This window comes from Sphingomonas sp. ASY06-1R, assembly GCF_052180265.1.
Classification (GTDB): Bacteria; Pseudomonadota; Alphaproteobacteria; order Sphingomonadales; family Sphingomonadaceae; genus Sphingomonas_I.
Map to the genome: position 1 here is coordinate 3,445,559 of NZ_CP197464.1, position 21,768 is coordinate 3,467,326.

26 protein-coding genes and 1 pseudogene are annotated in these 21,768 nt (G+C 64.5%); 20 read left to right on the forward strand and 7 right to left on the reverse strand.

Translation table 11 applies throughout. The features are described 5' to 3' along the window. Positions 1-37 precede the first annotated feature (37 nt). Positions 38-1,597 (reverse strand): PAS domain S-box protein, encoded by a 1,560-nt coding sequence (locus ACSBM8_RS16150; protein WP_442679016.1) that lies wholly within the window; start codon positions 1,595-1,597, stop codon positions 38-40. A gap of 26 nt (positions 1,598-1,623) precedes the next feature. Further along, positions 1,624-2,700: a DUF3667 domain-containing protein gene (locus ACSBM8_RS16155; RefSeq protein ID WP_442679017.1), complete on the reverse strand. Its 1,077-nt coding sequence runs from the start codon at positions 2,698-2,700 to the stop codon at positions 1,624-1,626. Positions 2,701-2,781: 81 nt separating this feature from the next. Between ACSBM8_RS16155 and ACSBM8_RS16160 the strand changes: the two genes are divergently transcribed. From ACSBM8_RS16160 to spt, 19 genes are all read left to right on the forward strand, one after another. Then, positions 2,782-4,050, forward strand: coding sequence for a glutamate-5-semialdehyde dehydrogenase (locus ACSBM8_RS16160; protein WP_442679018.1), 1,269 nt, complete (start codon positions 2,782-2,784; stop codon positions 4,048-4,050). Continuing rightward, positions 4,050-4,394, forward strand: a complete 345-nt coding sequence (locus tag ACSBM8_RS16165) for a hypothetical protein (RefSeq protein WP_442679019.1) — start codon at positions 4,050-4,052, stop codon at positions 4,392-4,394. Before ACSBM8_RS16160 ends, ACSBM8_RS16165 begins: the two co-directional genes overlap by 1 nt. After that, on the forward strand, positions 4,391-5,023 hold the full coding sequence (locus ACSBM8_RS16170) for a nicotinate-nucleotide adenylyltransferase (protein ID WP_442679020.1): 633 nt from the start codon (positions 4,391-4,393) through the stop codon (positions 5,021-5,023). Before ACSBM8_RS16165 ends, ACSBM8_RS16170 begins: the two co-directional genes overlap by 4 nt. Before the next feature lie 77 nt (positions 5,024-5,100). Further along, on the forward strand, positions 5,101-5,448 hold the full coding sequence (gene rsfS, locus ACSBM8_RS16175) for a ribosome silencing factor (protein WP_420139788.1): 348 nt from the start codon (positions 5,101-5,103) through the stop codon (positions 5,446-5,448). Then, positions 5,449-5,871: a 23S rRNA (pseudouridine(1915)-N(3))-methyltransferase RlmH gene (locus tag ACSBM8_RS16180; RefSeq protein WP_442679021.1), complete on the forward strand. Its 423-nt coding sequence runs from the start codon at positions 5,449-5,451 to the stop codon at positions 5,869-5,871. It abuts the gene before it with no gap. Then, a complete protein-coding gene (locus ACSBM8_RS16185; protein ID WP_442679022.1) occupies positions 5,868-6,674 on the forward strand; it encodes a murein hydrolase activator EnvC family protein in 807 nt (268 codons plus the stop codon). The genes ACSBM8_RS16180 and ACSBM8_RS16185 overlap by 4 nt, the downstream gene beginning before the upstream one ends. A 99-nt stretch (positions 6,675-6,773) precedes the next feature. After that, positions 6,774-8,141, forward strand: coding sequence for a S41 family peptidase (locus tag ACSBM8_RS16190; RefSeq protein ID WP_442679023.1), 1,368 nt, complete (start codon positions 6,774-6,776; stop codon positions 8,139-8,141). Next, entirely contained in the window at positions 8,141-8,614 is a 474-nt protein-coding gene (locus ACSBM8_RS16195; protein ID WP_442679024.1) for a disulfide bond formation protein B, read from the forward strand. Before ACSBM8_RS16190 ends, ACSBM8_RS16195 begins: the two co-directional genes overlap by 1 nt. Further along, positions 8,611-9,129, forward strand: a complete 519-nt coding sequence (locus ACSBM8_RS16200; RefSeq protein ID WP_442679025.1) for a demethoxyubiquinone hydroxylase family protein — start codon at positions 8,611-8,613, stop codon at positions 9,127-9,129. The genes ACSBM8_RS16195 and ACSBM8_RS16200 overlap by 4 nt, the downstream gene beginning before the upstream one ends. A gap of 44 nt (positions 9,130-9,173) precedes the next feature. Then, entirely contained in the window at positions 9,174-9,554 is a 381-nt protein-coding gene (locus ACSBM8_RS16205; RefSeq protein ID WP_442679026.1) for a hypothetical protein, read from the forward strand. A 43-nt stretch (positions 9,555-9,597) separates the two neighbouring features. After that, a complete protein-coding gene (locus ACSBM8_RS16210) occupies positions 9,598-9,975 on the forward strand; it encodes a hypothetical protein (protein WP_442679027.1) in 378 nt (125 codons plus the stop codon). A 113-nt stretch (positions 9,976-10,088) separates the two neighbouring features. Then, on the forward strand, positions 10,089-10,475 hold the full coding sequence (rplU, locus tag ACSBM8_RS16215; protein ID WP_442679028.1) for a 50S ribosomal protein L21: 387 nt from the start codon (positions 10,089-10,091) through the stop codon (positions 10,473-10,475). A 17-nt stretch (positions 10,476-10,492) separates the two neighbouring features. Further along, on the forward strand, positions 10,493-10,759 hold the full coding sequence (rpmA, locus tag ACSBM8_RS16220; protein ID WP_442679029.1) for a 50S ribosomal protein L27: 267 nt from the start codon (positions 10,493-10,495) through the stop codon (positions 10,757-10,759). Positions 10,760-10,921: 162 nt separating this feature from the next. Next, positions 10,922-11,446, forward strand: a complete 525-nt coding sequence (locus ACSBM8_RS16225) for a GNAT family N-acetyltransferase (RefSeq protein WP_442679030.1) — start codon at positions 10,922-10,924, stop codon at positions 11,444-11,446. Between the two features lie 180 nt (positions 11,447-11,626). Next, entirely contained in the window at positions 11,627-12,655 is a 1,029-nt protein-coding gene (gene obgE / locus ACSBM8_RS16230) for a GTPase ObgE (protein WP_442679031.1), read from the forward strand. Beyond that, entirely contained in the window at positions 12,640-13,776 is a 1,137-nt protein-coding gene (gene proB / locus ACSBM8_RS16235) for a glutamate 5-kinase (RefSeq protein ID WP_442679032.1), read from the forward strand. Before obgE ends, proB begins: the two co-directional genes overlap by 16 nt. Then, positions 13,776-14,681: an NAD-dependent epimerase/dehydratase family protein gene (locus tag ACSBM8_RS16240; RefSeq protein ID WP_442679033.1), complete on the forward strand. Its 906-nt coding sequence runs from the start codon at positions 13,776-13,778 to the stop codon at positions 14,679-14,681. The genes proB and ACSBM8_RS16240 overlap by 1 nt, the downstream gene beginning before the upstream one ends. Positions 14,682-14,743: 62 nt before the next feature. Continuing rightward, positions 14,744-14,992, forward strand: coding sequence for an acyl carrier protein (locus tag ACSBM8_RS16245; protein WP_442679034.1), 249 nt, complete (start codon positions 14,744-14,746; stop codon positions 14,990-14,992). Beyond that, a complete protein-coding gene (gene spt, locus ACSBM8_RS16250; RefSeq protein ID WP_442679035.1) occupies positions 14,992-16,257 on the forward strand; it encodes a serine palmitoyltransferase in 1,266 nt (421 codons plus the stop codon). The genes ACSBM8_RS16245 and spt overlap by 1 nt, the downstream gene beginning before the upstream one ends. A gap of 22 nt (positions 16,258-16,279) precedes the next feature. Here spt and aroC read toward each other — a convergent pair whose 3' ends face one another. From aroC to ACSBM8_RS16275, 5 genes and pseudogenes are all read right to left on the reverse strand, one after another. Beyond that, on the reverse strand, positions 16,280-17,350 hold the full coding sequence (gene aroC / locus ACSBM8_RS16255; RefSeq protein WP_442679036.1) for a chorismate synthase: 1,071 nt from the start codon (positions 17,348-17,350) through the stop codon (positions 16,280-16,282). Further along, a complete protein-coding gene (locus ACSBM8_RS16260) occupies positions 17,347-17,766 on the reverse strand; it encodes an endonuclease domain-containing protein (protein ID WP_442679037.1) in 420 nt (139 codons plus the stop codon). Before ACSBM8_RS16260 ends, aroC begins: the two co-directional genes overlap by 4 nt. 61 nt (positions 17,767-17,827) lie before the next feature. Continuing rightward, positions 17,828-18,632, reverse strand: a pseudogene (gene fabI, locus ACSBM8_RS16265) (enoyl-ACP reductase FabI). Next, positions 18,632-19,555, reverse strand: a complete 924-nt coding sequence (locus ACSBM8_RS16270) for a YihY/virulence factor BrkB family protein (RefSeq protein WP_442681622.1) — start codon at positions 19,553-19,555, stop codon at positions 18,632-18,634. Before ACSBM8_RS16270 ends, fabI begins: the two are co-directional and overlap by 1 nt. Positions 19,556-19,582: 27 nt before the next feature. After that, positions 19,583-20,521, reverse strand: coding sequence for a DnaJ C-terminal domain-containing protein (locus ACSBM8_RS16275; protein ID WP_442679038.1), 939 nt, complete (start codon positions 20,519-20,521; stop codon positions 19,583-19,585). 105 nt (positions 20,522-20,626) lie between these two features. On the opposite strand from ACSBM8_RS16275, the gene ACSBM8_RS16280 reads away from it, so the two are divergent. After that, the gene (locus tag ACSBM8_RS16280) at positions 20,627-21,766 is read left to right on the forward strand and encodes a zinc-binding metallopeptidase family protein (protein WP_442679039.1); all 1,140 of its coding nucleotides are present in this window, start codon (positions 20,627-20,629) and stop codon (positions 21,764-21,766) included. Positions 21,767-21,768: the final 2 nt, after the last annotated feature.

A 21,768-nucleotide genomic window follows, 5' to 3' on the forward strand; every position in this document is an offset into this window, starting at 1 on the left:
CGCATAATGGATAAGGTATCGGTCCGCCCCCGCAATCTTAATCGGTCGGGCTAGCTAGCTTCCCGCGGATCACCCCCAATAGCCCATCCACCGTATACGGCTTTTGCAGCAGGTCGAAGCCGTGGCTGCCTTCTTCGGCCAGGACGTGGCTGTAGCCGCTGGTGAGCACAACCGGCAAATCGGGCCAGCGGCGGCGGACTTCGCGGGCCAGGTCGATGCCGTTCATGCCCGGCATCACGACGTCCGAAAAGACGAGGTCGAAGGCCGGCCGGCTTTCTTCCAGGATGCGCAATGCCTGTTCGCCGCCGGTGGCCCAGGTGACCTTTTGGCCGAGCTCTTCCAGGAGATTGCGGGCGAAGCCGCCGACCGCCTCATTATCCTCCACCAGCAGGACACAACGCTGCACGGTCGCCGGCTCCGCCTCTGCCGGCGGCTCGACGAGCGCCTCATAGAAGCTGTGCAAACGCGGCAGATACAGCGTGAAGCGCGTGCCCCGGCCGACGGCGCTGTCGACCGCGACATCGCCGCCCGACTGCTTGGCAAAGCCATAGACCTGGCTGAGCCCCAGCCCCGTTCCCTTATTGATGTCCTTGGTGGTGAAGAACGGTTCGAAGATCCGCAGCAGCGTGGCGTCATCGATGCCGGTGCCGTTATCCTCGATCCACACCCCCACGAACGGGCCCGTCACCGCCGCGTGACGGCGTAATGCCGGCACGCCATCGACCCGTTTCACTCCGATCCGCAGCATGCCGCCCGCCGGCATCGCGTCGCGTGCGTTGATCGCGATGTTCAGGATGGCGGTCTCGAACTGGTTCGGATCGGCCTCGACCGCGCCGACATGATCATCGATCTCGTAATGGACCGAGACGGTTGAGCCGAGCGTCGTCTGGATCAGCTGACCCATGCCGCGCAGACGCGCGGCGACGTCGAACTGCTCGGGCCGGAGCGGCTGCCGCCGTGCAAAGGCGAGCAATTGGCCGGTCAGATGCGCGGCGCGCTCGGCCGTTTCGGAGATCGCCCGCAGGTAACGATCCCGCTTTTCCTCGCTGAGGTCGGGGCGCGCCAGCAGATCGGCGGATGCGCGGATCACCGTCAGCAGATTATTGAAATCATGCGCCACGCCGCCCGTGAGACGGCCGATCGCCTCCATCTTCTGCGATTGGGCCAACGCCTCGCGGGCCGCCTGCATCTCCTGCTGCGCCTTCCACCGCTCCGTCAGATCGCGCGTGACTTTGGCGAAGCCGATCAAGGCGCCCGCTTCGTCATGGATCGGATCGATCAGCACGCTCGCGCGAAAGCGGGTGCCGTCCTTGCGCAGGCGCCAGCCTTCCTGTTCGAACTTCCCGTCTTCCGCCGCCGTCCGCAACGCCCGTTCCGGCAGGCCGGAGGCGCGATCCTCGGGCGTATAGAACAGGCTGAAATGCCGGCCGATAATCTCCTCGGCGGTATAGCCTTTGAAGCGGTGTGCGCCACGGTTCCAGCTGGCGACGTGACCGTTCACGTCGAGCAGATAGATGGCATAATCGGTCACCGCGTCGACCAGCAGCTCGAACCGCCGGTCGCCCCCGAAACCGATCAGATCATCCTGGGCTGGCACATCAGCCCCAAACGGTGCGCGGGCCATCATCCGGTTCCCATATAGAATAAGAAGGCGATGAACAGCGACGCGGTGATCGAAATGACAATCAATAAAGCGAGGGTGCGCCAGCCCGCCCCGAACCGGCCCAGCGCATAGGTGCCTTTTAGCTGGCGATACATGTGGACCGGTGGCACCAGCATCGCCAACAGTGCGATGATCGCCGACGGCAGGCCCGCCCATCCGAACAGGCTCAGAACGATCACACCCAGCGACATAAAGCTGAGCGAGTAGATCGAGAAAATCGCGTGATCGTAGAGGCCGACATCGCGGCGGAACGCGAACAGCAACCAGATGAAGGGGAGCGATATCGGGATCAGCGCCCAGCTATATTTATAGCCATAGGTCTTCATCTTGTAGAGCGTCAGCTCCGGATTACCCGACATATGCTCGACGCTGCTGTCCAACCAGGCCCAGCCGGTATCGAGGCGAACCGCCTTGGGATCGACATCCTTGCTCAATTCAATGAGCGAGCTTCCTCGCGCGGCGACGGACAAGGCCTTTATCTCCTCCGTCTTCGCGCGAATCCCCTTGTCGAAATCTTGGTTCGCCTCCGCGTCCGGGACGACGGCCTTGGCCGTTTCGAGCACGGCGAGCTCGCGACGTGCCTTGTCCAATTTCTTTTGCGCAGCGTTTGCGACCTCATCCTGCGCATGCGCACCTGGCGCGCGATGCGCGGAGATGTTGGATAAGACGGCAAACATCAAAAATACGGAGAAGAGAAATAAGGCCATCGGCGAGACGAACTTCACGCGCTCGCCATCCACATAGCGTCGCGTCAGGCGGCCGGGATGCCAGACGAGCAGGGGTAAGGTGTTCCACAACTTACCTTCGAAATGAAATACGCCGTGCGCAATGTCGTGCGCCAGAGCAGCCGCGTTGCGGTGGACATGGCCGCTTTGGCCGCAGGCATGGCAGAACGGCCCTATCGGCTCCGTACCGCAATTGGCGCACGGCACGCGATCGCCATGACCCGCCGCAGCGCCATGCGCTTCCTGTTCGATCGTGTGCGCCCACAAAGCGCCGGTCGCCGCCGAGCCCATGCTATCCCCCGCCTCGCTCATGAACAGCGTTGTTGCTCAGCCGGCGACGAACGTCGAGAGCCCGTTGCTCGACCCGGGACGGTTTTCTGATAAGATCACACGATGACCGAGGCTGTAACGATCAATCCGACCGAGCTGATTGCCGAGATGGGCCGCCGCGCGCGCGCCGCAGCCACGGTGCTGGCGCTGGCGCCAACAGCGACCAAGGCCGCCGCATTGCGGGCCGCGGCGCAGGCGATGCGCGCCGAGGAAGCGACGATCCTCGCGGCCAATGGCGAGGATATGGCGCGTGGCGCCGTCAATGGCCTCTCGGGCGCCATGCTCGACCGGCTGAAGCTCACGCCCGAGCGGATCGAAGCCATTGCCGCCGGGCTGGAGGCCGTCGCAGGGCTGACGGATCCGGTCGGGCAGGAAATCGACCGCGCCGCGCGTCCGAACGGGCTGCTGCTGACCCGCGTGCGGGTGCCGCTGGGCGTCGTCGGCATCATCTATGAGAGCCGCCCGAACGTGACGGCCGATGCCGGCGGATTGGCGATGATGGCAGGCAATGCCGCGATCCTGCGCGGCGGCTCCGAAGCGCGTGGCAGCAATCATGCCATTCACGCCGCGCTTCAGCAGGGGCTGGCCGTCGCCGGCCTTCCCGAGGACGCGATCCAGCTGGTGCCGGTGTCCGACCGTGCCGCGGTGGGGGCCATGCTCACGGCGGCGGGCTTGATCGACATCATCATCCCGCGCGGCGGCAAGAGCCTGGTTGCGCGCGTCCAAGCCGAAGCCAAGGTGCCGGTGCTCGCCCACCTCGACGGGATCGTGCACCTCTATATCGACAAGGCGGCAGACCCCGAAATGGCGCGCACGATCGCGCTCAACGCCAAGATGCGCCGTACCGGCATTTGCGGCGCGACCGAGACTTTGCTGATCGATCGTGCCTTTGCCGATCCGGCGCCGATCCTAAGCACGATTGCCGACTCCGGCTGCGAGTTGCGCGGGACCGACGAAATCCGCGCGATCGAGCCGCGCGCTGTCGCAGCGACGGCCGAGGATTGGGACACGGAATATCTGGATGCGATCCTGTCCGCGACGTTGGTCGACGGAGTGGACGGTGCGATGGCGCATATCGCAGCTCACGGATCGCATCACACCGACGCGATCGTCACCGACGATGCGGTGACGGCCGAGCGCTTCCTTAACGAGGTCGACAGCGCCATCGTCGCCTGGAACGCCTCCACCCAATTCGCCGATGGCGGCGAATTCGGTCTGGGTGCGGAGATCGGTATCGCTACCGGCCGCCTCCATGCCCGCGGCCCGGTCGCGCTTGAGGGGCTGACCACCTATAAATGGCTGGTCAGGGGCTCTGGACAGACGCGCGCTTGATGCGGACGGTCACGCTCTGGCGCCCGGTTGGACCCGCCGAACTGGCGCTTATCGAAGCAAGTGGAATGACAGCCTTTCCACCGCGTCTTCCCGAGCAGCCGATATTCTATCCGGTGACGACGGAGGAGTATGCGATAAAGATCGCACGCGACTGGAACGTGCCCGCGCACGGATCGGGCTTCGTGACCCGATTCGAAGTTCGCGATGAATTTATCGCGCGGTACGAGGTCCAGGACGCTGGTGGACGTTCGCACCGCGAATATTGGATTCCCGCCGAAGAATTGACGGCCTTGAACGCCGCGATTGTTGGCCCAATTGAAGTGGTTAAGACATTCCCAGAATGATCCCTACCGGCCTCCTCGGCGGGTCGTTCAATCCTGCCCATTCCGGGCATCGCCGGATCAGCCTGCAGGCGATCGAGGCGCTGGGGCTGGACGAATTGTGGTGGCTGGTGTCGCCCGGCAATCCGCTGAAGGAGGGCAAGCGCGACATGGCGCCGATGGCAGCCCGCCTTGCCTCGGCCAACCGCATGGCGCGGGGGACCCGGATCGTGCCGACGGCGATCGAGGCGGAACTCGGCACGCGCTACACCGCCGACACGCTGCGCAAGCTGGTGCGGCGATATCCACATCGCCGGTTCATCTGGCTGATGGGCGCGGACAATCTCGCCCAGTTTCACCTGTGGCGCGATTGGCGAATCATCGCGCGTACGATGCCGATTGCGGTGATCGCCCGTCCGGGGTATGATGCACTTGCCCAAAACGCTCCGGCAATGGGCTGGCTCAGACGTTACGTCCGGCGTTCAAGCCATTTGAAAAACTGGACGATTTGGAGTCCGCCGGCGCTCGTGCTGCTGCGCTTCCGCCCCGATCCATCTTCAGCGACGCTGCTGCGCGCCCTTCGTCCCGACTGGTCTTCGTCCATCAAAACCCATGGCCTGCGCGACCGCGTGTCGCGCCGTCCGCTTTCGTAGGAGGTTCTTTGCCCGCTAACGTTCCGCGTCCTGCTGCCGATCCCGCGGCAAGCAACCCGACCGATCCGTCCGACAGTATCGAGGCGCTCCACCAGTTGGTCCTCGCCTCGCTCGACGACGATCAGGCGGTTGAGACGGTGTCGATCCCGCTCGCCGGGAAATCGTCGATCGCCGATCATATGGTCGTGGCATCCGGCCGCTCCAGCCGCCAGGTCAGTTCGATGGCCGCCAAGCTGGTCGAGAAGATCAAGGGCCTGACGGGCCGGTCGCCCCGGGTTGAGGGCATGCCGACCGCCGACTGGGTCCTGATCGACGCCGGCGATGTCATCGTTCACCTGTTCCGCCCGGAAGTCCGCAGCTTCTACAATCTGGAACGCATGTGGTCGTTCGGAGAGGCGCCGCGCCCCGAGGCCGTCGCAAACTAAGTGCTGCTGCACATCGTTGCGCGCGGCCGCATCGGCCGCAGCGCCGAGGCGGAACTGGTTGATCGCTACCTGGTACGCGTCGCCTGGCCGACCAAGGTGACCGAGCTGCCGGATCGCGGCGGCAAGACCCCGCCCCTTCCCGGCGGCGCCAAAATTGTCCTGCTGGATGAAAAGGGCAAAAACCTGAGCTCCACCGCGTTCGCCGATCAGCTCGGCCGCTGGCGCGATGACGGCATACGCGAAACGCGGTTCCTGATCGGCGCGGCCGACGGGTTCGACGATGTTGCCCGCGCCGAAGCCGACCTGCTGATAAGCTTCGGCACGATGACCTGGCCGCATATGATGGCCCGTGCCATGCTGGCGGAACAATTATGGCGGGCCAGCAGCATCCTGGCAGGCCATCCTTATCATCGCGAGGGATGATGCTGGTTGCGCTTGCCCTCGCGGCCGCGCCGCTGTCGCAGGCCTCGCTGGAAGCGCGGCTGGGTCAGCTCGATCGGGCGGTGCAGGCCCAGGAAGCGCAATTGGCGGCGCAGCAGGCGCCGCTCGCGGCCCTCCTGGCGACCGCACAAAGATTGGCGCTTCGCCCACCGGCATTGGCGCTCGCAAAGCCGGAGACGATCGACGAAATGGTGCGCACGCGCGCGCTTATTGCCGCGCTCGCGCCGGAAATCCGGCGTCGCACCGCGGCGTTGCGCGGTGCCATGCTGAAGACAGCTGCGGTGCGGGCCGAGACGGAACAGACGCTTGCGGCGTTGCTGGACAGCCGCTTTCGCGCCACGCCTGTGCAGAATGCCGCCGTGGTCGCGCGATTGAAGGCCCTGCCCGGCCCCACCTTCACCGCTGGCGCCGTCCGCCCCTCCGGCGCCTATCGCCTGCCCGCCGCGGGCACTGTCCTGGTGGGCATGGGGGAGCAGTCCGATGTCGGCGTGCGCGCGCGCGGCCTGACCCTCGAAACGAAGCCCGGGGCGATCGTTTCCGCGCCGGCGCGGGGGCGCATCGCTTATGCCGGGCCGTTCCGGGGCTATGGCGATATCGTGATCCTGGACCACGGGCATGGCTGGACGACGCTGCTGGCAGGGCTGGAGCTGGTGACGGCCAGCGGCGGCGATCTGGTCGAGATGGGCAAACCGTTGGGCCATATGGCGCGAACGACGCCGCGCCTCACGATCGAACTGCACCATGCCGGTCGGCCGGTGGATGTCGCGGGCATGTTATTACAGTGATGCCGGCAAGCTCTTATACAGACAGGCTGTTGCAATCCGGTTTCACGTGCGGCGCTAAGCGTCTACAGCGGCGGTAACCGATGAAAGATTCCTGTCACGATGCGTAAGATCCTGATCCGCGGCGGCGGCTTCGTGGCCGCGGCCCTCGTCTTGTCCTCCCTGGTCGCCGCGCCTGCGGCAAGCGATGCCGACGATTACAAGGAACTCGACCAGTTCATGGCCGTGTTCGAGCGGGTGAAGGCCGATTATGTCGACAAGGTCGACGACAAGGCGCTGATCAAAGGCGCGATCGACGGCATGCTCTCCAGCCTCGATCCCCACAGTTCCTATATGGATGCGCATGATTACAAGAATATGCGCTCGACCACCGAGGGCAATTACGGTGGGCTGGGCCTGACCGTGCAGATGGACGAAGGCGCGGTGAAGGTCGTCGCGGCGAGCGAAGATACGCCCGCCTATCGCGCCGGGATCAAGCCGGGCGACTATATCACCAATCTCGACGGCAATCTGATCTATGGCGATTCGCTCGACGCCTCGGTCGACAAGATGCGCGGTACGCCGGGCACCAAGGTCAAGCTGACGATCGTCCGCCCGGGCCGTGACAAGCCGTTCGATGTTACGCTGACGCGCGAGATCATCGAGATCAAGCTGGTCAAGGCCGAGGTCAAGAACGGCGTCGGCATCATCAATATCAACGGCTTCTCCAAGCCGACCGGTCCGGGCGTCGAAAAGGCGATTGCGGACATCGAACGGCAGACGGGCGGCCATCCGCTGGGTTATGTGATCGATCTGCGCAATAATCCGGGCGGGCTGCTCGACCAGGCGATCGAGGTGTCCGACGTATTCCTCGATCACGGGGAAATCGTCTCGCAGCGCGGGCGCGAGAAGGGCGATATCGAACGCTATTTCGCCGAGTCGAAGGTGCGCGGCGATCTGACCCACGGCCTGCCGATCGTGGTCCTTGTGGATGCCGGATCGGCATCGGCGGCGGAGATCGTGGCGGCGGCCTTGCAGGACCAGCGCCGCGCCATCGTGATGGGCGAACGCAGCTTCGGCAAGGGATCGGTACAGACGCTGCTGCCGCTGAGCGACGACACGGCGCTGCGGCTCACGACCGCACGCTATTATACGCCGTCCGGACGATCGGTGCAGGAAGGTGGCGTCGAGCCCGACATCATCGTCCCGCAGCTTTCCGACCCCGACTACAAGGCCCGCCCGCGGCTGCGCGAGGCCGACCTGCGCCGCCACCTGCTCAACCAGGCCAAGGTCGACAATAGCGTGCTGGAAAGCGACACCACGCCCGATCCGCGCTTCACGGCGACCCCGGAGAGCCTGAAGAAGGCCGGAGTGGACGATTTCCAGCTCGACTACGCGATCAAGACGATCGCCCGCCTCGCCGGTCCGACGGCGCAGCTGGCGATGAACAGCGCAGCCTCCGCTGCGCCAAAAGCGAAGGGCAAACGCTGATGCTATCGCCCGCCCGGATGCTGGCGCTGCTGGTCCCGCTTGCGCTGATGGCCGGCGCACTTGGATCCCAATATATTGGCGGGCTAAGCCCGTGCGAGATGTGCATGTGGCAGCGCTGGCCGCATTATGCGGCGATCGTAGCGGCCCTGCTGGCCATCCTGCTGCGACGGACGGCGCTGAGCCTTCCGCTCACCGTCTTGGCTGGGCTGCTGATCCTGACGAGCGGTGGGCTGGGCGTGTACCATGCCGGCGCGGAATATGGCTGGTGGAAGGGGCCGGAACACTGCACCGGCTTTGCCCATGGCAAGGGCGCGGATCTGCTGAAGTCGATCCTCGCGCAGCCGCTGATCCGGTGTGACGTCCCCCAGTGGACGCTCTTCCGCGTCAGCCTGGCGGGATGGAATGCCCTGTTCTCGATCGCGGGCGGCCTTGCCGTCCTTGTGCTCGCATCGGTCAGGCCGAGGGCGGCATGAGCAGCGCGAAGGAACGCGCCGCCATGGTGCGGGTGGATCAAGCCGGGGAATTCGGCGCGACCCGCATCTATGCCGGTCAGCTGGCCGTGATGGGTGCGCGTCATCCGACCGCGCGCGCTATCACCCATATGGCGGCGCAGGAGGAGCGCCACCGCGCACGGCTTGACGCGCTGATGGTGGAACGCCGCGTGCGGCCGACCTTGCTGGAGCCGTTCTGGAACGTCGCCGGCTTCGCACTTGGCGCGGCGACCGCGCTGATCGGGCCAGAGGCGGCCATGGCCTGCACCGCCGCGGTCGAGACGGAGATCGATCTCCATTATGGCGCGCAGCTCGCCCAATTGGGCGATGACGATCCGGAGCTTGGCGCGATCATCGCCGAATTTCAGGCGGAAGAAGTGGAGCATCGTGAGACAGCGCTTGCGGCGGGAGCGGAGCGCGCGCCGGGCTATCCCCTGCTGTCGGCGGCGATCAGGATGGGCTGCCGCGCGGCAATCCGCTTATCCGAACGGATATGATAGGGCGCCTCGCGCGTTCGAGTTGAGACTTGAGGAGATTGGCCATGATCAAGCACATGTTGCTCCCTGGGGCTGCGATCCTCGCGACGATGGTGGGAGCACCGGCATTCGCGCAGCAGAATGACCGCGCCCTGGTAGTCTACGGCAGCGACCCCTGCCCGGAGGGCACGATCTGCGTGCGCGCGCCGGAAAGCGAGCGCTATCGCATTCCGCAATCCCTGCGTTCGGGCCTGCTGGCGCCCAAGGACCAGCCCTGGTCGCAGCGGGCGGCATCGGTTTCCAATGTCGGCGCTGCGGGTACGGGAAGCTGTACCAACACCGGTGCCGGAGGCTGGACAGGCTGCTGGGGCCAGCAGATGCGCGCGGCACGTGCCGAAAAGAAGCAGGACGCCGCTGCGATCGCCGAATCGCCTCTCCCCAAGTGAGTCGTTCACGGCGCGCTCATCAGCTGCAGTTGATGGAATACGCATGATGCGCGCGCTTTTCCTCTCCTTGCTGGCGCTTGCCGCCGCTCCTGCCGTAACGGCGGCCAAGCCGAATGCGGCGCCAGCGGGCAGCACGACCGAACGAATCGCCACGCTCGTGATCTTCGGCGATGATCCTTGCCCACGCAGCACCGCTGATGAGGTGGTGGTCTGCGCGCGCCAGCCGGAAAGCGAGCGTTACCGCATTCCCAAGCAATTCCGTGGGCGCCAATATAATGCGGCACGGGACGGCAGCTGGGCGGGCACCGCCAAGGTATTGGAATATATCAGCCGAGAGGGCCTGCCCGACAGTTGTTCCCCGATTGGCTCCAACGGGCAGACCGGGTGCTTCCGCAAGTTCCTGGAGCAGAACGCCAGATAAGCCAAATCCTGCGCGTTAACCTTGACAGCTACCGCCAAAGCGCATAGCTGGCGCGCTTTCGCGGGCCCCTTCGGGACGGCCTTCGATCCGGAATTTAAAAGTAAGAGAGAGCCATGTTCGCTATCGTGCGCACTGGCGGCAAGCAGTATCGCGTCGCCGCCGGAGATAAGATTGTCGTCGAAAAGCTGGATGGAGACGCAGGTGCGGCCATCACGCTGGGCGACGTTCTGCTGGCGGGCGAAGGCTCGGAACTCCGTTCGGTCGAAGGCCTGACGGTCTCGGCCGAGATCCTGGCTCAGGGCCGCGGTGACAAGATCATCGTGTTCAAGAAGCGCCGCCGCCACAATTATCGGCGCCGCAACGGGCACCGCCAGTATCACACGGTCCTGAAGATCACCGCGATCGGCGATCACAAGGCTGACGACAACCAGGCCGCGGCGAAGAAGTCCTCGGCCAAGAAGAACGCTCCGGAAGCCGCCCCCGCGGCCGCCGAAGCGTAATCAGGAGCTAACGAGCAATGGCACATAAGAAAGCAGGCGGCTCGTCGCGCAACGGCCGCGATTCGGCAGGCCGCCGCCTTGGCGTCAAGAAGTTCGGTGGCGAAACCGTCATCGGCGGCAACATCATCATCCGCCAGCGCGGCACGAAGGTCTATCCGGGCGTCGGCGTCGGCATGGGCAAGGATCACACCTTGTTTGCGCTCGTCGAAGGCCGCGTCGCCTTCCACACGGGCAAACTTAGCCGCTCGTACGTAAGCGTGATTACCGCGGAAGCGGCCGAGTAACGGACGAACGTGAAAACGGGTCGTCCACAGGGCGACCCGAAGATCCGGTACGCTGGATCATCAGGGAGACGGGTCGCCCCGCCTCCCTTTTTCGTGTCTCCCTGATGTCAGTGTCGCGGTGGCGTCATGCTTCCGCGGCAGGGCGAACAAAGGAGACGATTCATGTTCGCGATCACCGAACGATTGCTGTTGAGACCGGGCTGGGCGGAAGACGCGCCGGCTTTGTCCCGCGCGCTGTGCGACGAACGTATCGTCCGCAATCTGTCACGGGTCCCCTGGCCTTATGGGCTGAATGACGCCGAAGAGTTTCTGGCCCGTCCGCCAGAGCCCCGGCGGCCGCGCTTCCTCATCTGCCTGCGCGACCGGCCCGAGCCGATCGGCGTAATCGGCATCCAGGACGATGTTCCGAACCTGGGCTACTGGCTTGCGCGCGACCATTGGGGCAAAGGCTATGCGACCGAGGCGGGCCGCGCGGTCGTCGCGCTCGCCGACGAAAGCCTGCGCCTGCCGCGCCTCACGTCAAGCCACGCGCTCGACAATCCCGCGTCCGGCAAGGTGTTGCGCAAGCTAGGCTTTGTGCCGACCGGTGCAACGGGCTGGGCCACCAGCCATGCGCGGACGGGACCGATCGAGATGCAGTTGCTGGCGCGGGATTGCGGCCAGCCTGCCCAGGCGATGGCCGCCTGACCGTCTTCGGACCGCAGGGCCGTGACTGTCTGAGTCGTATCCGCAGGACGTAACGGAGCGCCGTTCCGGACCTGCGGATGCGAGCCATATCCGACCAATCCGCCCGCCTGCGGAGGGGCGCGCGCGGTCTCACCACGCAAAGCTCTTCGCCTGAAGCCATTCTGGTTCTATGCGGCACCGATGCATTTTTTAGATCAAGCGAAGATCTTCGTCCGCTCAGGAAGCGGTGGGCCAGGCGCGGTGTCGTTTCGGCGCGAGAAGTATATTGAATATGGTGGTCCCAATGGCGGCAATGGCGGCAAAGGCGGGGACATCATCTTTGAGGCGGTGCCCGGCCTGAATACCCTTATCGATTTCCGGTATACCCAGCATTTCCGGGCGCAGCGGGGCAGCCCCGGCGCGGGCACCGACCGTACCGGCGCCGGTGGTGAGGATCTTGTGATCAAGGTCCCGGTCGGAACGCAAATTCTGTCCGACGACAAGGAAGAGGTGCTGGCCGACTTCACGGAGGCTGGCCAGAGAATCGTGTTCTTGAAAGGCGGCGACGGCGGGCGCGGTAACGCCAGTTACAAGACCTCCACCAATCGTGCTCCGCGTCAGCATGGCCCGGGCTGGCCGGGCGAAGAAATGTACGTCTGGTTGCGGCTGAAGCTGCTTGCGGATGCGGGGCTGGTGGGTTTGCCGAATGCGGGCAAGTCGACCTTCATCAACGCGGTCAGCAACGCTGGCGCCAAGGTTGGCGCTTATCCGTTCACCACCATTCACCCGCAATTGGGCGTCGCCAGCCGCTTCGGTCGGGAGTTCGTCATCGCCGACATACCGGGATTGATCGAGGGTGCGGCCGAAGGTGCCGGCATTGGCGACCGGTTCCTGGGTCATATCGAGCGGTGCCGCGTATTGTTGCATCTGGTCGATGCGACCGGCGACGATCCGGTCGATGCCTGGCGGGTCGTGCGCGGTGAGCTGGATGCCTATGGCGCCGGCCTGGTCGACAAACCGGAGATCCTGGCGCTCAACAAGATCGATGCGCTCGATCCCAAGGATGTAACCAAGCTGGCCAAGAAATTGGCGAAGGCATCAGGAGAGCAGCCGATCCTGCTGTCCGGCGCGAGTGGCGAGGGTGTCGAGGCCGCACTGGATCGCATCGTCGCGGAGCTGGGCCCCATCACGCCAAAGGCCGAGGAACCCGAAGAATGGTCGCCCATCTAGGCGCAGGCCGGTTCGCGCCAGGCGCCTGCCAGAGGCTGATCGTCAAGATCGGCTCGTCGCTGCTCGTCGATCCGGCCGGTACGATCCGCCGCGAATGGCTAGCCGGCATCGTCGCCGATATCGCGGATCGATCCCGCGCCGGCCAGCAGATCGCCATCGTCTCTTCGGGAGCAATCGCATTGGGCGCGCGCCGCCTGGGCCTTCCCAAGGGCGGCCGCGCCACGTTGGAAGATGCGCAGGCCGCCGCAGCCACCGGCCAGATCGGGCTCAGCCATGCCTGGGCGGAATTGCTCGGCAGCCAGGGCCTTACGGCCGCCCAGATGCTCGTCACGCTGGGCGACCTGGAAGATCGGCGGCGCTATCTGAATGCCGCTGCGACGCTCGATCGGCTGCTGTCACTGGGCGTCATACCGGTGATCAACGAGAATGATTCGGTCGCAACCGAAGAGATACGGTTCGGCGACAATGACCGCTTGGCCGCGCGCATCGCCCAGGCGGCGGGTGCGGGGGGCGTGATCCTGCTTTCCGACGTCGACGGGCTCTACACCGCCAATCCCGGTCGTGATCCCACCGCGACGTTGATCCCGGAAGTAACCGAGATCGATGCCAATATCCGGCAGATGGCCGATGCCGGATCCGTTTCGGGAATGGGGTCAGGCGGAATGATATCCAAGTTGGAAGCGGCACGGATCGCACAAGCTGGTGGCGCGCATCTCGCGATCATTTCGGGCAAGACGGCGCACCCCCTGGCGGCATTCACGGAGACGGGTCGCGGCACCGTGTTCGTCAGTCGTGGCGGCGCCCCGGCCCGCAAAGCCTGGCTGGCCGGTCGCCTGACCGCGCACGGCAAGGTCACGGTCGATGCGGGTGCGGTCGCCGCGCTGCGCCAGGGTTCGAGCCTGCTTGCCGCAGGCGCCGTGGCGGTAGATGGCCGCTTCTCGCGCGGCGATGTCATCGAGATTACCGATCCGGCGGGGCTGAAAGTGGCGCGCGGGCTCAGCGAATATGATGCCGTGGACGCCGCGCGCATCGTTGGCCACCGCCGCGACGCGCATGCCGCGCTGCTGGGCTATGCCCCGCGCGCGGCGCTGGTGCATCGCGATCATCTGGTGTTGCTCTGATGCGGATCGCCGTCACGGGCGGAACCGGCTTCGTCGGCTCGCATCTGATCGAACAGGCTTTGGCGGCGGGACATCAGGTGCGCGCGCTCACGCGCCGGCCGCAACCGCCCCAGGTGGGGCTGACCTGGATCGACGGATCGCTCGATCAGCCGCAAAGCCTGGCGCGTTTGTGCAAGGACTGCGACGCGGTCGTCCATATCGCCGGTGTGATCAACGGTACGCCCGAAGCCTTTCATGCCGGCAACGTGATGGGGACGGAGGCGATGCTGACGGCGGCAGCAGGCGCCAGCATTACGCGGTTCATCCATATCTCGTCCCTGGCCGCGCGTGAGCCGCAGCTTTCCGCCTATGGGCGCTCCAAATATGAATCGGAGGAGCCGGTCATCGCGGCTGGCCGCAACTGGACGATCATTCGCCCCCCCGCCATATATGGGCCGCGGGACCACGTGATGCTGGAATTATTCCGCTTCGCCAAGCGGCGGCTGCTTCCCCTGCCACCGGGCAACGGGCGGCTCTCGCTGATCCACGTTCGCGATCTGTGCGATCTTATCCTTGCCTGCCTTCCGAACGAAATGAGCTTCTGCCGGACCTATGAGCCCGACGACGGCCGCAGCGGCGGTTGGTCGACGGTCGAGATGGCGCGTGCGATCGGACGCGCGGTCGGGAAAGCGGTGCTCCCGATTTCAATTCCGAAGGCGCTGTTGCCGATCGGGGTGCGGGTCGACCGTCTGGTGCGCGGCAAAAATGCCCAGCTGACGAGCGACCGCATGGCCTATTATTGCCATCCCGACTGGACCGCCGCGCCGCACGCACACCCCCCGGCCGAGCTATGGCACGCGCGCATCCCAACCGAAGACGGCCTGAAGGCCACTGCTTCATGGTATCGCGCCGAGGGTTGGCTTTAGAAACGCCGCCTTCATGCCGCAATCGCTTGGCAAGGCTGCGCAACCTTCCGTAAAGGCGGACCATGAACGATCACGACGAAATTTTCGAACGCGTTGCCGAACAGATCGAGCCTTTCAACAAGAAAGGCGTTGCGCTGAGCGCGAACACGACCTTTGCCGGCGACCTGGAATGGGACAGCCTGACGGTGATGGACTTCGTCGCCGCCGTCGAGGATGAATTCGATATCCTCATCACGATGAACATGCAGGCCGACATCGATACGATCGGCCAGCTGGTCGATACGATCGCAACGTTGAAGAAGCCCAATTGATGACCGACGCGATCGATACCCCCGAGGACGTGAGCCTGGCCGATCTGCCGAATCCGGCCGGCGCGCATGATCTGCTCAGCAAGTTCAAGCCACTCATCAACGAGCGCGAAGCCCTGCTCGCCACCGGCGTACGGGATCCGTTTTCGATCGTGATGACCGAGGTCAAATCGCCGACGCTCGCGGTGATCCAGGGCAAGGACACCATCCTGCTCGGCACCTATAATTATATGGGCATGACGTTTGATCCCGACGTGGTCGCGGCGGGCAAGAAGGCGCTGGATGAATTCGGCGCAGGCACGACCGGCAGCCGCGTGCTCAACGGCACCTATCAGGGTCACAAAGAGTGCGAGGACGCGCTCAAGGACTTTTACGGCACCGAGCACGCGATCGTGTTCTCGACCGGTTACCAGGCAAATCTGGGCATCATCTCAACGCTGGCCGGCAAGGGCGATTACATCATCCTCGATGCCGACAGCCACGCCTCGATCTACGACGGGTGCTGGCTGGGCAATGCTGAGATCGTCCGCTTCCGCCACAATAGCGTGGAGGATCTCGACAAGCGGCTAGGCCGCCTGCCCAAGGAAGCGGGCAAGCTGGTGATACTCGAGGGCGTCTATTCGATGTTCGGCGATGTCGCGCCGCTGCCGGAGATGGTGGCCGTCGCCAAGAAGCATGGCGCGATGATCCTGTGCGACGAGGCCCATGGCATGGGCTTTTTCGGTCCCAACGGGCGTGGCGTCTATGAAGAGATGGGTGTCGAGGACGATATCGATTTCGTCGTCGGCACTTTTTCCAAATCGGTCGGCACGGTCGGGGGCTTCTGCGTCTCCAACCATCCCGATTTTGAGGTGCTGCGCCTCGTCTGCCGCCCTTATGTCTTCACCGCGTCGCTACCGCCGTCCGTGGTCGCAACCGCCGCGGCATCGATCCGCAAGCTGATGCATGCGGGCGACAAGCGCGCGCATCTGTGGAAGAATTCCCGCCGCCTCCACCAGGGGCTGCGCGACCTTGGCTACACGATCGCGACCGAGACGGCACAATCGGCGATCATCGCCGTGATGCTGCCCGACCAGGAAAAGGCTGTGGCGCTGTGGCAGGCGCTGCTGGAAGGCGGGGTCTATGTGAACCTGGCGCGCCCCCCGGCGACGCCGGCGGGCACCTATCTGCTGCGTTGTTCGCTCTGTGCGGAACATTCGGACGAACAGGTCGGGCAAATCCTCGACATCTTCGCCGCCGCCGGCCGTCGCGTCGGCTGCATTGCCTAACTGCTGATCCGCGCGGGACGGCTCAGCCGACCTGCGCGCGATGCAGCAATTTCTGATCGGCGAGCACCAGCGCCATCATCGCCTCGACCACGGGCACGCCGCGAATGCCGACACACGGATCGTGGCGCCCCTTCGTGCGGATTTCGGCCGCCTGACCGTCCCGATCGATCGTCTCGACCGGCGTCAGGATCGACGATGTCGGCTTGAACGGCACGCGCACCACGACCGGCTGACCGGTCGCGATGCCGCCGGCAATGCCGCCGGCATGGTTCGAAAGGAACGCAGGCGTGCCATCGGGTCCGGGGCGCATCGGATCGGCATTGGTCACCCCGGTCAGCCGGGCGGCAGCAAAGCCGTCCCCGATCTCGACGCCCTTGGCGGCGTTGATGCTGATCATCGCCGCCGCCAGCTCGCTATCCAGCTTGGCATAGAGCGGCGCCCCCCATCCCGCCGGCACACCCTCGGCCACGCATTCGACAATCGCCCCGACGGACGAGCCTTCCTTGCGCGCCGCATCGACGATCGCTTCCCAGCGTATTGCCGCAGCGGGATCGGGGCAGAAAAAGGGATTGGCATCGATCTGACTGGCGTCGAAGGCCGCGCGATCGATCGGGTCGCCGCCTAACTCGACCAGATAGGCGACGATCCGCACCTCCGGGATGACCGCGCGCGCCACCGCGCCTGCCGCGACCCGCGCCGCCGTCTCACGCGCCGAGGAGCGCCCGCCACCGCGATAATCACGGAAGCCATATTTGGCGTCATAGGCATAATCGGCATGCCCCGGCCGATAGGCTTTGGCGACGTCCGAATAATCCTTCGACCGCTGGTCGACATTCTCGATCATTAGGCTGATCGGAGTACCCGTCGTGCGCCCCTCGAACACGCCCGAAAGGATGCGAACCTGATCCGGCTCCTGCCGTTGCGTCGTGAACCGCGACGTACCGGGCCGGCGCTTGTCCAGCCAGGGTTGGATATCGGCTTCGCTGAGCGGCAGCCCCGGCGGGCACCCATCGACCACTACGCCCAGCGCAGGTCCATGGCTTTCGCCCCAGGTCGTGAAGCGAAAGACCCGGCCAAATGTGTTGTAACTCAAATCCCCTCTCCCGCTAGGGAGAGGGAGGGGCCCGCCGCCGGCAGGCGGTGGGAGGGTGAGGGCAAGCGCTCCGCACAGCCCACCCGAATTGCGTCCAATACCCCCACAAGATTTCCCGTCACGTCATTGTTCCAGAAGCGCAGCGTTCGATATCCTAAGCTGGCCATTTGCGTGTCGCGCCGCCTGTCATAATCGTCTGCCTCGACATGCTGCGAACCGTCTAGCTCGACAATAAGCCGCGCTTCGATGCAGACAAAGTCGGCGATATACGCGCCGATCCAGACCTGCCGCCTGAACTTCAGGCCATCCAGTCGTCGACTACGTAGCGCGCCCCACATCAGCCGCTCGGCTTCGGTTGGTGCCTGCCGCATGGTTCGGACGCGATCGAGTGCTTCTCTGCCGGCGCTCTTCTTCACCTGCCCTCACCCTCCCATGCTGCGCATGGGCCCCTCCCTCTCCCCAAGGGGAGAGGGTTATTTAAGCCAACGCGATATCCGGGGCGTCCTCCGCCTTCATGCCGATCACGTTATAGCCGGCGTCGACATGGTGGATCTCGCCCGTCACGCCGCTCGCCAGGTCAGACAGCAGGTACAGGCCCGCACCGCCGACCTCCTCGATCGTCACGTTGCGGCGAAGCGGGCTGTTGAGCTCGTTCCACTTCAGGATGTAGCGGAAGTCGCCGATCCCGCTCGCGGCCAGCGTCTTGATCGGCCCGGCGGAGATGGCGTTCACCCGGATATTCTCCGGCCCCAGATCCATCGCCAGATATTTCACGCTCGTTTCCAGGGCGGCCTTGGCGACGCCCATCACATTGTAATGGGGCACGACCTTTTCCGCGCCGTAATAGGTCAGAGTCAGGATCGAGCCGCCATTCGGCATCATCTTGCGCGCATGACGGGTCACCGCGACCATAGAATAAGCCGAGATGTTCATCGTCATCAGGAAATTGTCGAGGCTGGTATCGACGTAGAGGCCGCGCAGCTCATTCTTGTCGGAAAAGCCGATGGCATGCACCAGGAAGTCGATCGTGGGCCATTGCCCGGCAAGCTCGGCAAAGGCGCGCTCCAGATTGGCCGCGTCGGACACGTCGCATTCCACGAGGAGGGGAACCCCAAGTTCCTGCGCAAGCGGGCGAACCCGCTTTTCCATCATCGCACCCTGATAGCTGAACGCCAGTTCGGCCCCCTGCGCACTCAAAGCCTTGGCGATGCCCCAGGCGAGGGATTTTATCGTTGGCGAGACCCATGATGAGCCCCCGCTTTCCTTCCATCAGCCCGGCCATTATTCCTCCGTTGGTGCTGCGTCTTCACCCCTTACGCTGTGGTGCGGGGTAGACGCCAGTGCCGCGTTCAAGTGGGCGCCGATGACAAGCCCGAACCCTACCAGCCAGAAGAAGAATAAGGCGACGACGAAACCAGCAAGGCTGCCATAGGTCCGTCCATAGCCACCGAGCAAGCCCAGCAGCGGTGGCAGAACCGCGCTGGTCAATGCCCACCAGATCGTCGTGAAGGCGGCGCCGGGCCATTTGGGGCATTTGCTCCAGCGATATTTGCTGGGCGTGAGCGAATAGAAGATCAGATACAGCGCAAAGAACAGGGCCGCGAGCGGCGCCAGCCGGCTCCAGCCGATCCAACCGGTGATCTCTTCCGAGCCGGGCACGAGCCGGTCGAGGAAATTGGCGATGCCGGTCAGCAGCAGTTGCGCGGTGAAGGCCGCGAGCATGAGCATGACCGCGCCGACGATCAGGCCGACCGACCATAAGCGATAATGCCAGAAGGGCTTGGAGAAGCGCATGCCATAGGCGCGGCGCAATATATCGCGGATCGTTTCGATGAAGCTGCCGGTGGTCCACAGCCCGACCAGCCCTCCGGCCCAGAGCAGCGCGCCGGTGCGCTGCTTCAGCACATCCTCGATCGGCTGGCTGAGAAGGCTCCGAATCGAACGCGGCAGCGTCTGCAGGAAGCTGTAGACGGCGTTCTCGGTGTCATATCCATGCCCCAGCGCATGGGCGAGCGCCGCCAGGACGATGAAGAAGGGAAAGAGCGAAACGAGCGCGAGATAGGCCAGATTGCCGGCATGGATGAATCCATCGGAATAAACGCCGACCGCCACCCGCTTGAGGATGTTGAACAAACGCGAGTGACGCCGATCCGCATCCGCATGGTCCCAACGCCGTTCCGGCGATTCGGGTGATACTTCCTGAATGGTGGGCTCCCCGGGCGACCTGCCCAGCTATACGCCCAAAGCCGTCCGCGGGTTGCGTTCCTTGTCGCCGCTCCATTGTTCGACGAACTGCTTCAGCGCCGGATCATCGGCGGGAATATCGATCATGAGCGTGACGAGTTGATCGCCGCGCGTGCCGTTACCGCGATGGAAACCACGGCCTTTCAGCCGCAATACCTTGCCCGAGCTGGAGCCTGGCGGGATGGTCATCATCACCGCACCTTCCACGGTCGGCAGCCGGATCCGGGCGCCCAGCACGGCCTCGTCGAGCCGGAGCGGCAGATCGAGCCGGACATCATCGCCTTCGCGCGTGAAAAAGCGGTGGGGCAGCACTTCCAACGTCACCGTGGCATCGCCGGGGCCGGCCGCCCCTTGCTCGCCCTGCCCGGCAAGACGCATGGCTTTACCCGAAACCGCATCCGCGGTGATCTTCAGGTCGATCGTCTTGCCCGATGACAAGGTGATCCGTTGGGGCTTCAGCGCGGCTGCGTCCTCGAAATCGACGGCCAATCGATAGGCGACGTCCGCGCCCTTTTGGGGCCGCGCCCGTGCGCTGAATCCGGAGGGACCCGCACCGCCCCGCCGTCCCCCGAAAATCCCTTCGAAAATATCGCCGAAGTCGGCCGCCGCCGCGTCGCCAAATTCGAAGCCGCCGCCCGGGGCGCCGCGACCGCCGGCATAGCCGCCGCCACCACCAGGCCCGCCATAACCGAACGGCGCCTTGGGATTGCCCTGCTCGTCAATCTCGCCGCGGTCATATTGGGCACGCTTGTCCTTGTCGGACAGCAGATCATAGGCGCGCGTAACCTCCGAAAAGCGGGCAGTCGCTTTCGGATTATCCTTGTTCTTGTCCGGGTGCAGCTCCTTCGCGAGCTTGCGATAGGCCTTCTTGATCGTGCTTTCGTCCGCGCCGCGCGCGACACCCAGGGTCGTATAGAGATCTGCCATGGCCCCGATGTGCGGAGTGGCGGCCAATTCGACAAGAGGGAAAAGAGGGCACCGCGACCGCCGACGTGCGTTGTGCGAGCGACAGCGGGATCCCCAGGAAGACCTATGAAGCCTTATCCGTGCCCGAATTGCGCGCGCCCGAACCATTTTGAGGTTCGCGTTTGCCCCAATTGCAGCTTCACGCTCGGCTATGATCCGGACAGCGACCAATTCCTGTTTCTGGGCGACGGCGCCACGACCTGGCGCGATGCCACCGGCACCGAGCATGACGTCATAGTCTGCGCCAACAACAATATTTACAAGATCTGCAACTGGCTGGTCCCGGCAGTGGGCAACCAGCCCATGTGCCTTGCGTGTAAACACAATCGCACCATCCCCGACCTGACCGGCCCGAACGTGCCGGAACGATGGGCGAAGATCGAGGCGGCGAAGCGGCGCCTGTTCCACACTTTGATCCATATGAACCTGCCCGCGGACACGATGGCGGAGGCGGCTCAGAAGGGCACGTCACCGGGCCTTGCCTTCGACTTCCTTTACGATCCGGTCGGAGAGCAGACGGGAACGGTTCAGATCACCACCGGCCATGAAGCAGGCGTGATCACGCTCAATCTGCTGGAGGCGGACGACGTCCAGCGCGAACGGATGCGCACCAGCCTGGGCGAACCCTATCGCACCATCCTCGGTCACTTCCGGCACGAGGTGGGCCATTATTATTTCTCGCGCCTGATCGAGGATACGGACGAGCTCGACAATTTCCGGACGCTCTTCGGCGATGAGCGCATCAGCTACGAGGATGCCAAGCGGCAGCATTATGGCGAGGCCGGCAGCGGCGGCTGGACGACCGATTACGTCTCCGCCTACGCCACGATGCATCCCTGGGAGGATTTCGCCGAGACCTTCGCGCATGTGATGCACATCATCGACGCGCTGGCGACGCTGGACGGGTTCGGCATGCGCATGACCAAGTGGAAGTGGCAGGAAGAAGAACCGTCGGTCGACTTCGATCCCTATCGGGCGGAGACCAGCCAGCTGGTGCAGGAATGGGGACCGTTCGCCTTCGCCGAAAATGCGGTGAATCGCAGCATGGGCCAGCCCGACCTTTATCCCTTCCAGCTTTCGCCGAAGGTCATCACCAAGATCGATTATATCAACCGTCTGCTGCAGCGCGCGGGCAAGGGCGATATTGCGCCCAAGGTATCGGCCCGGCGCGAGGAGCGCGAACGGACCGAGCAGCAAGCGGCTTGAGT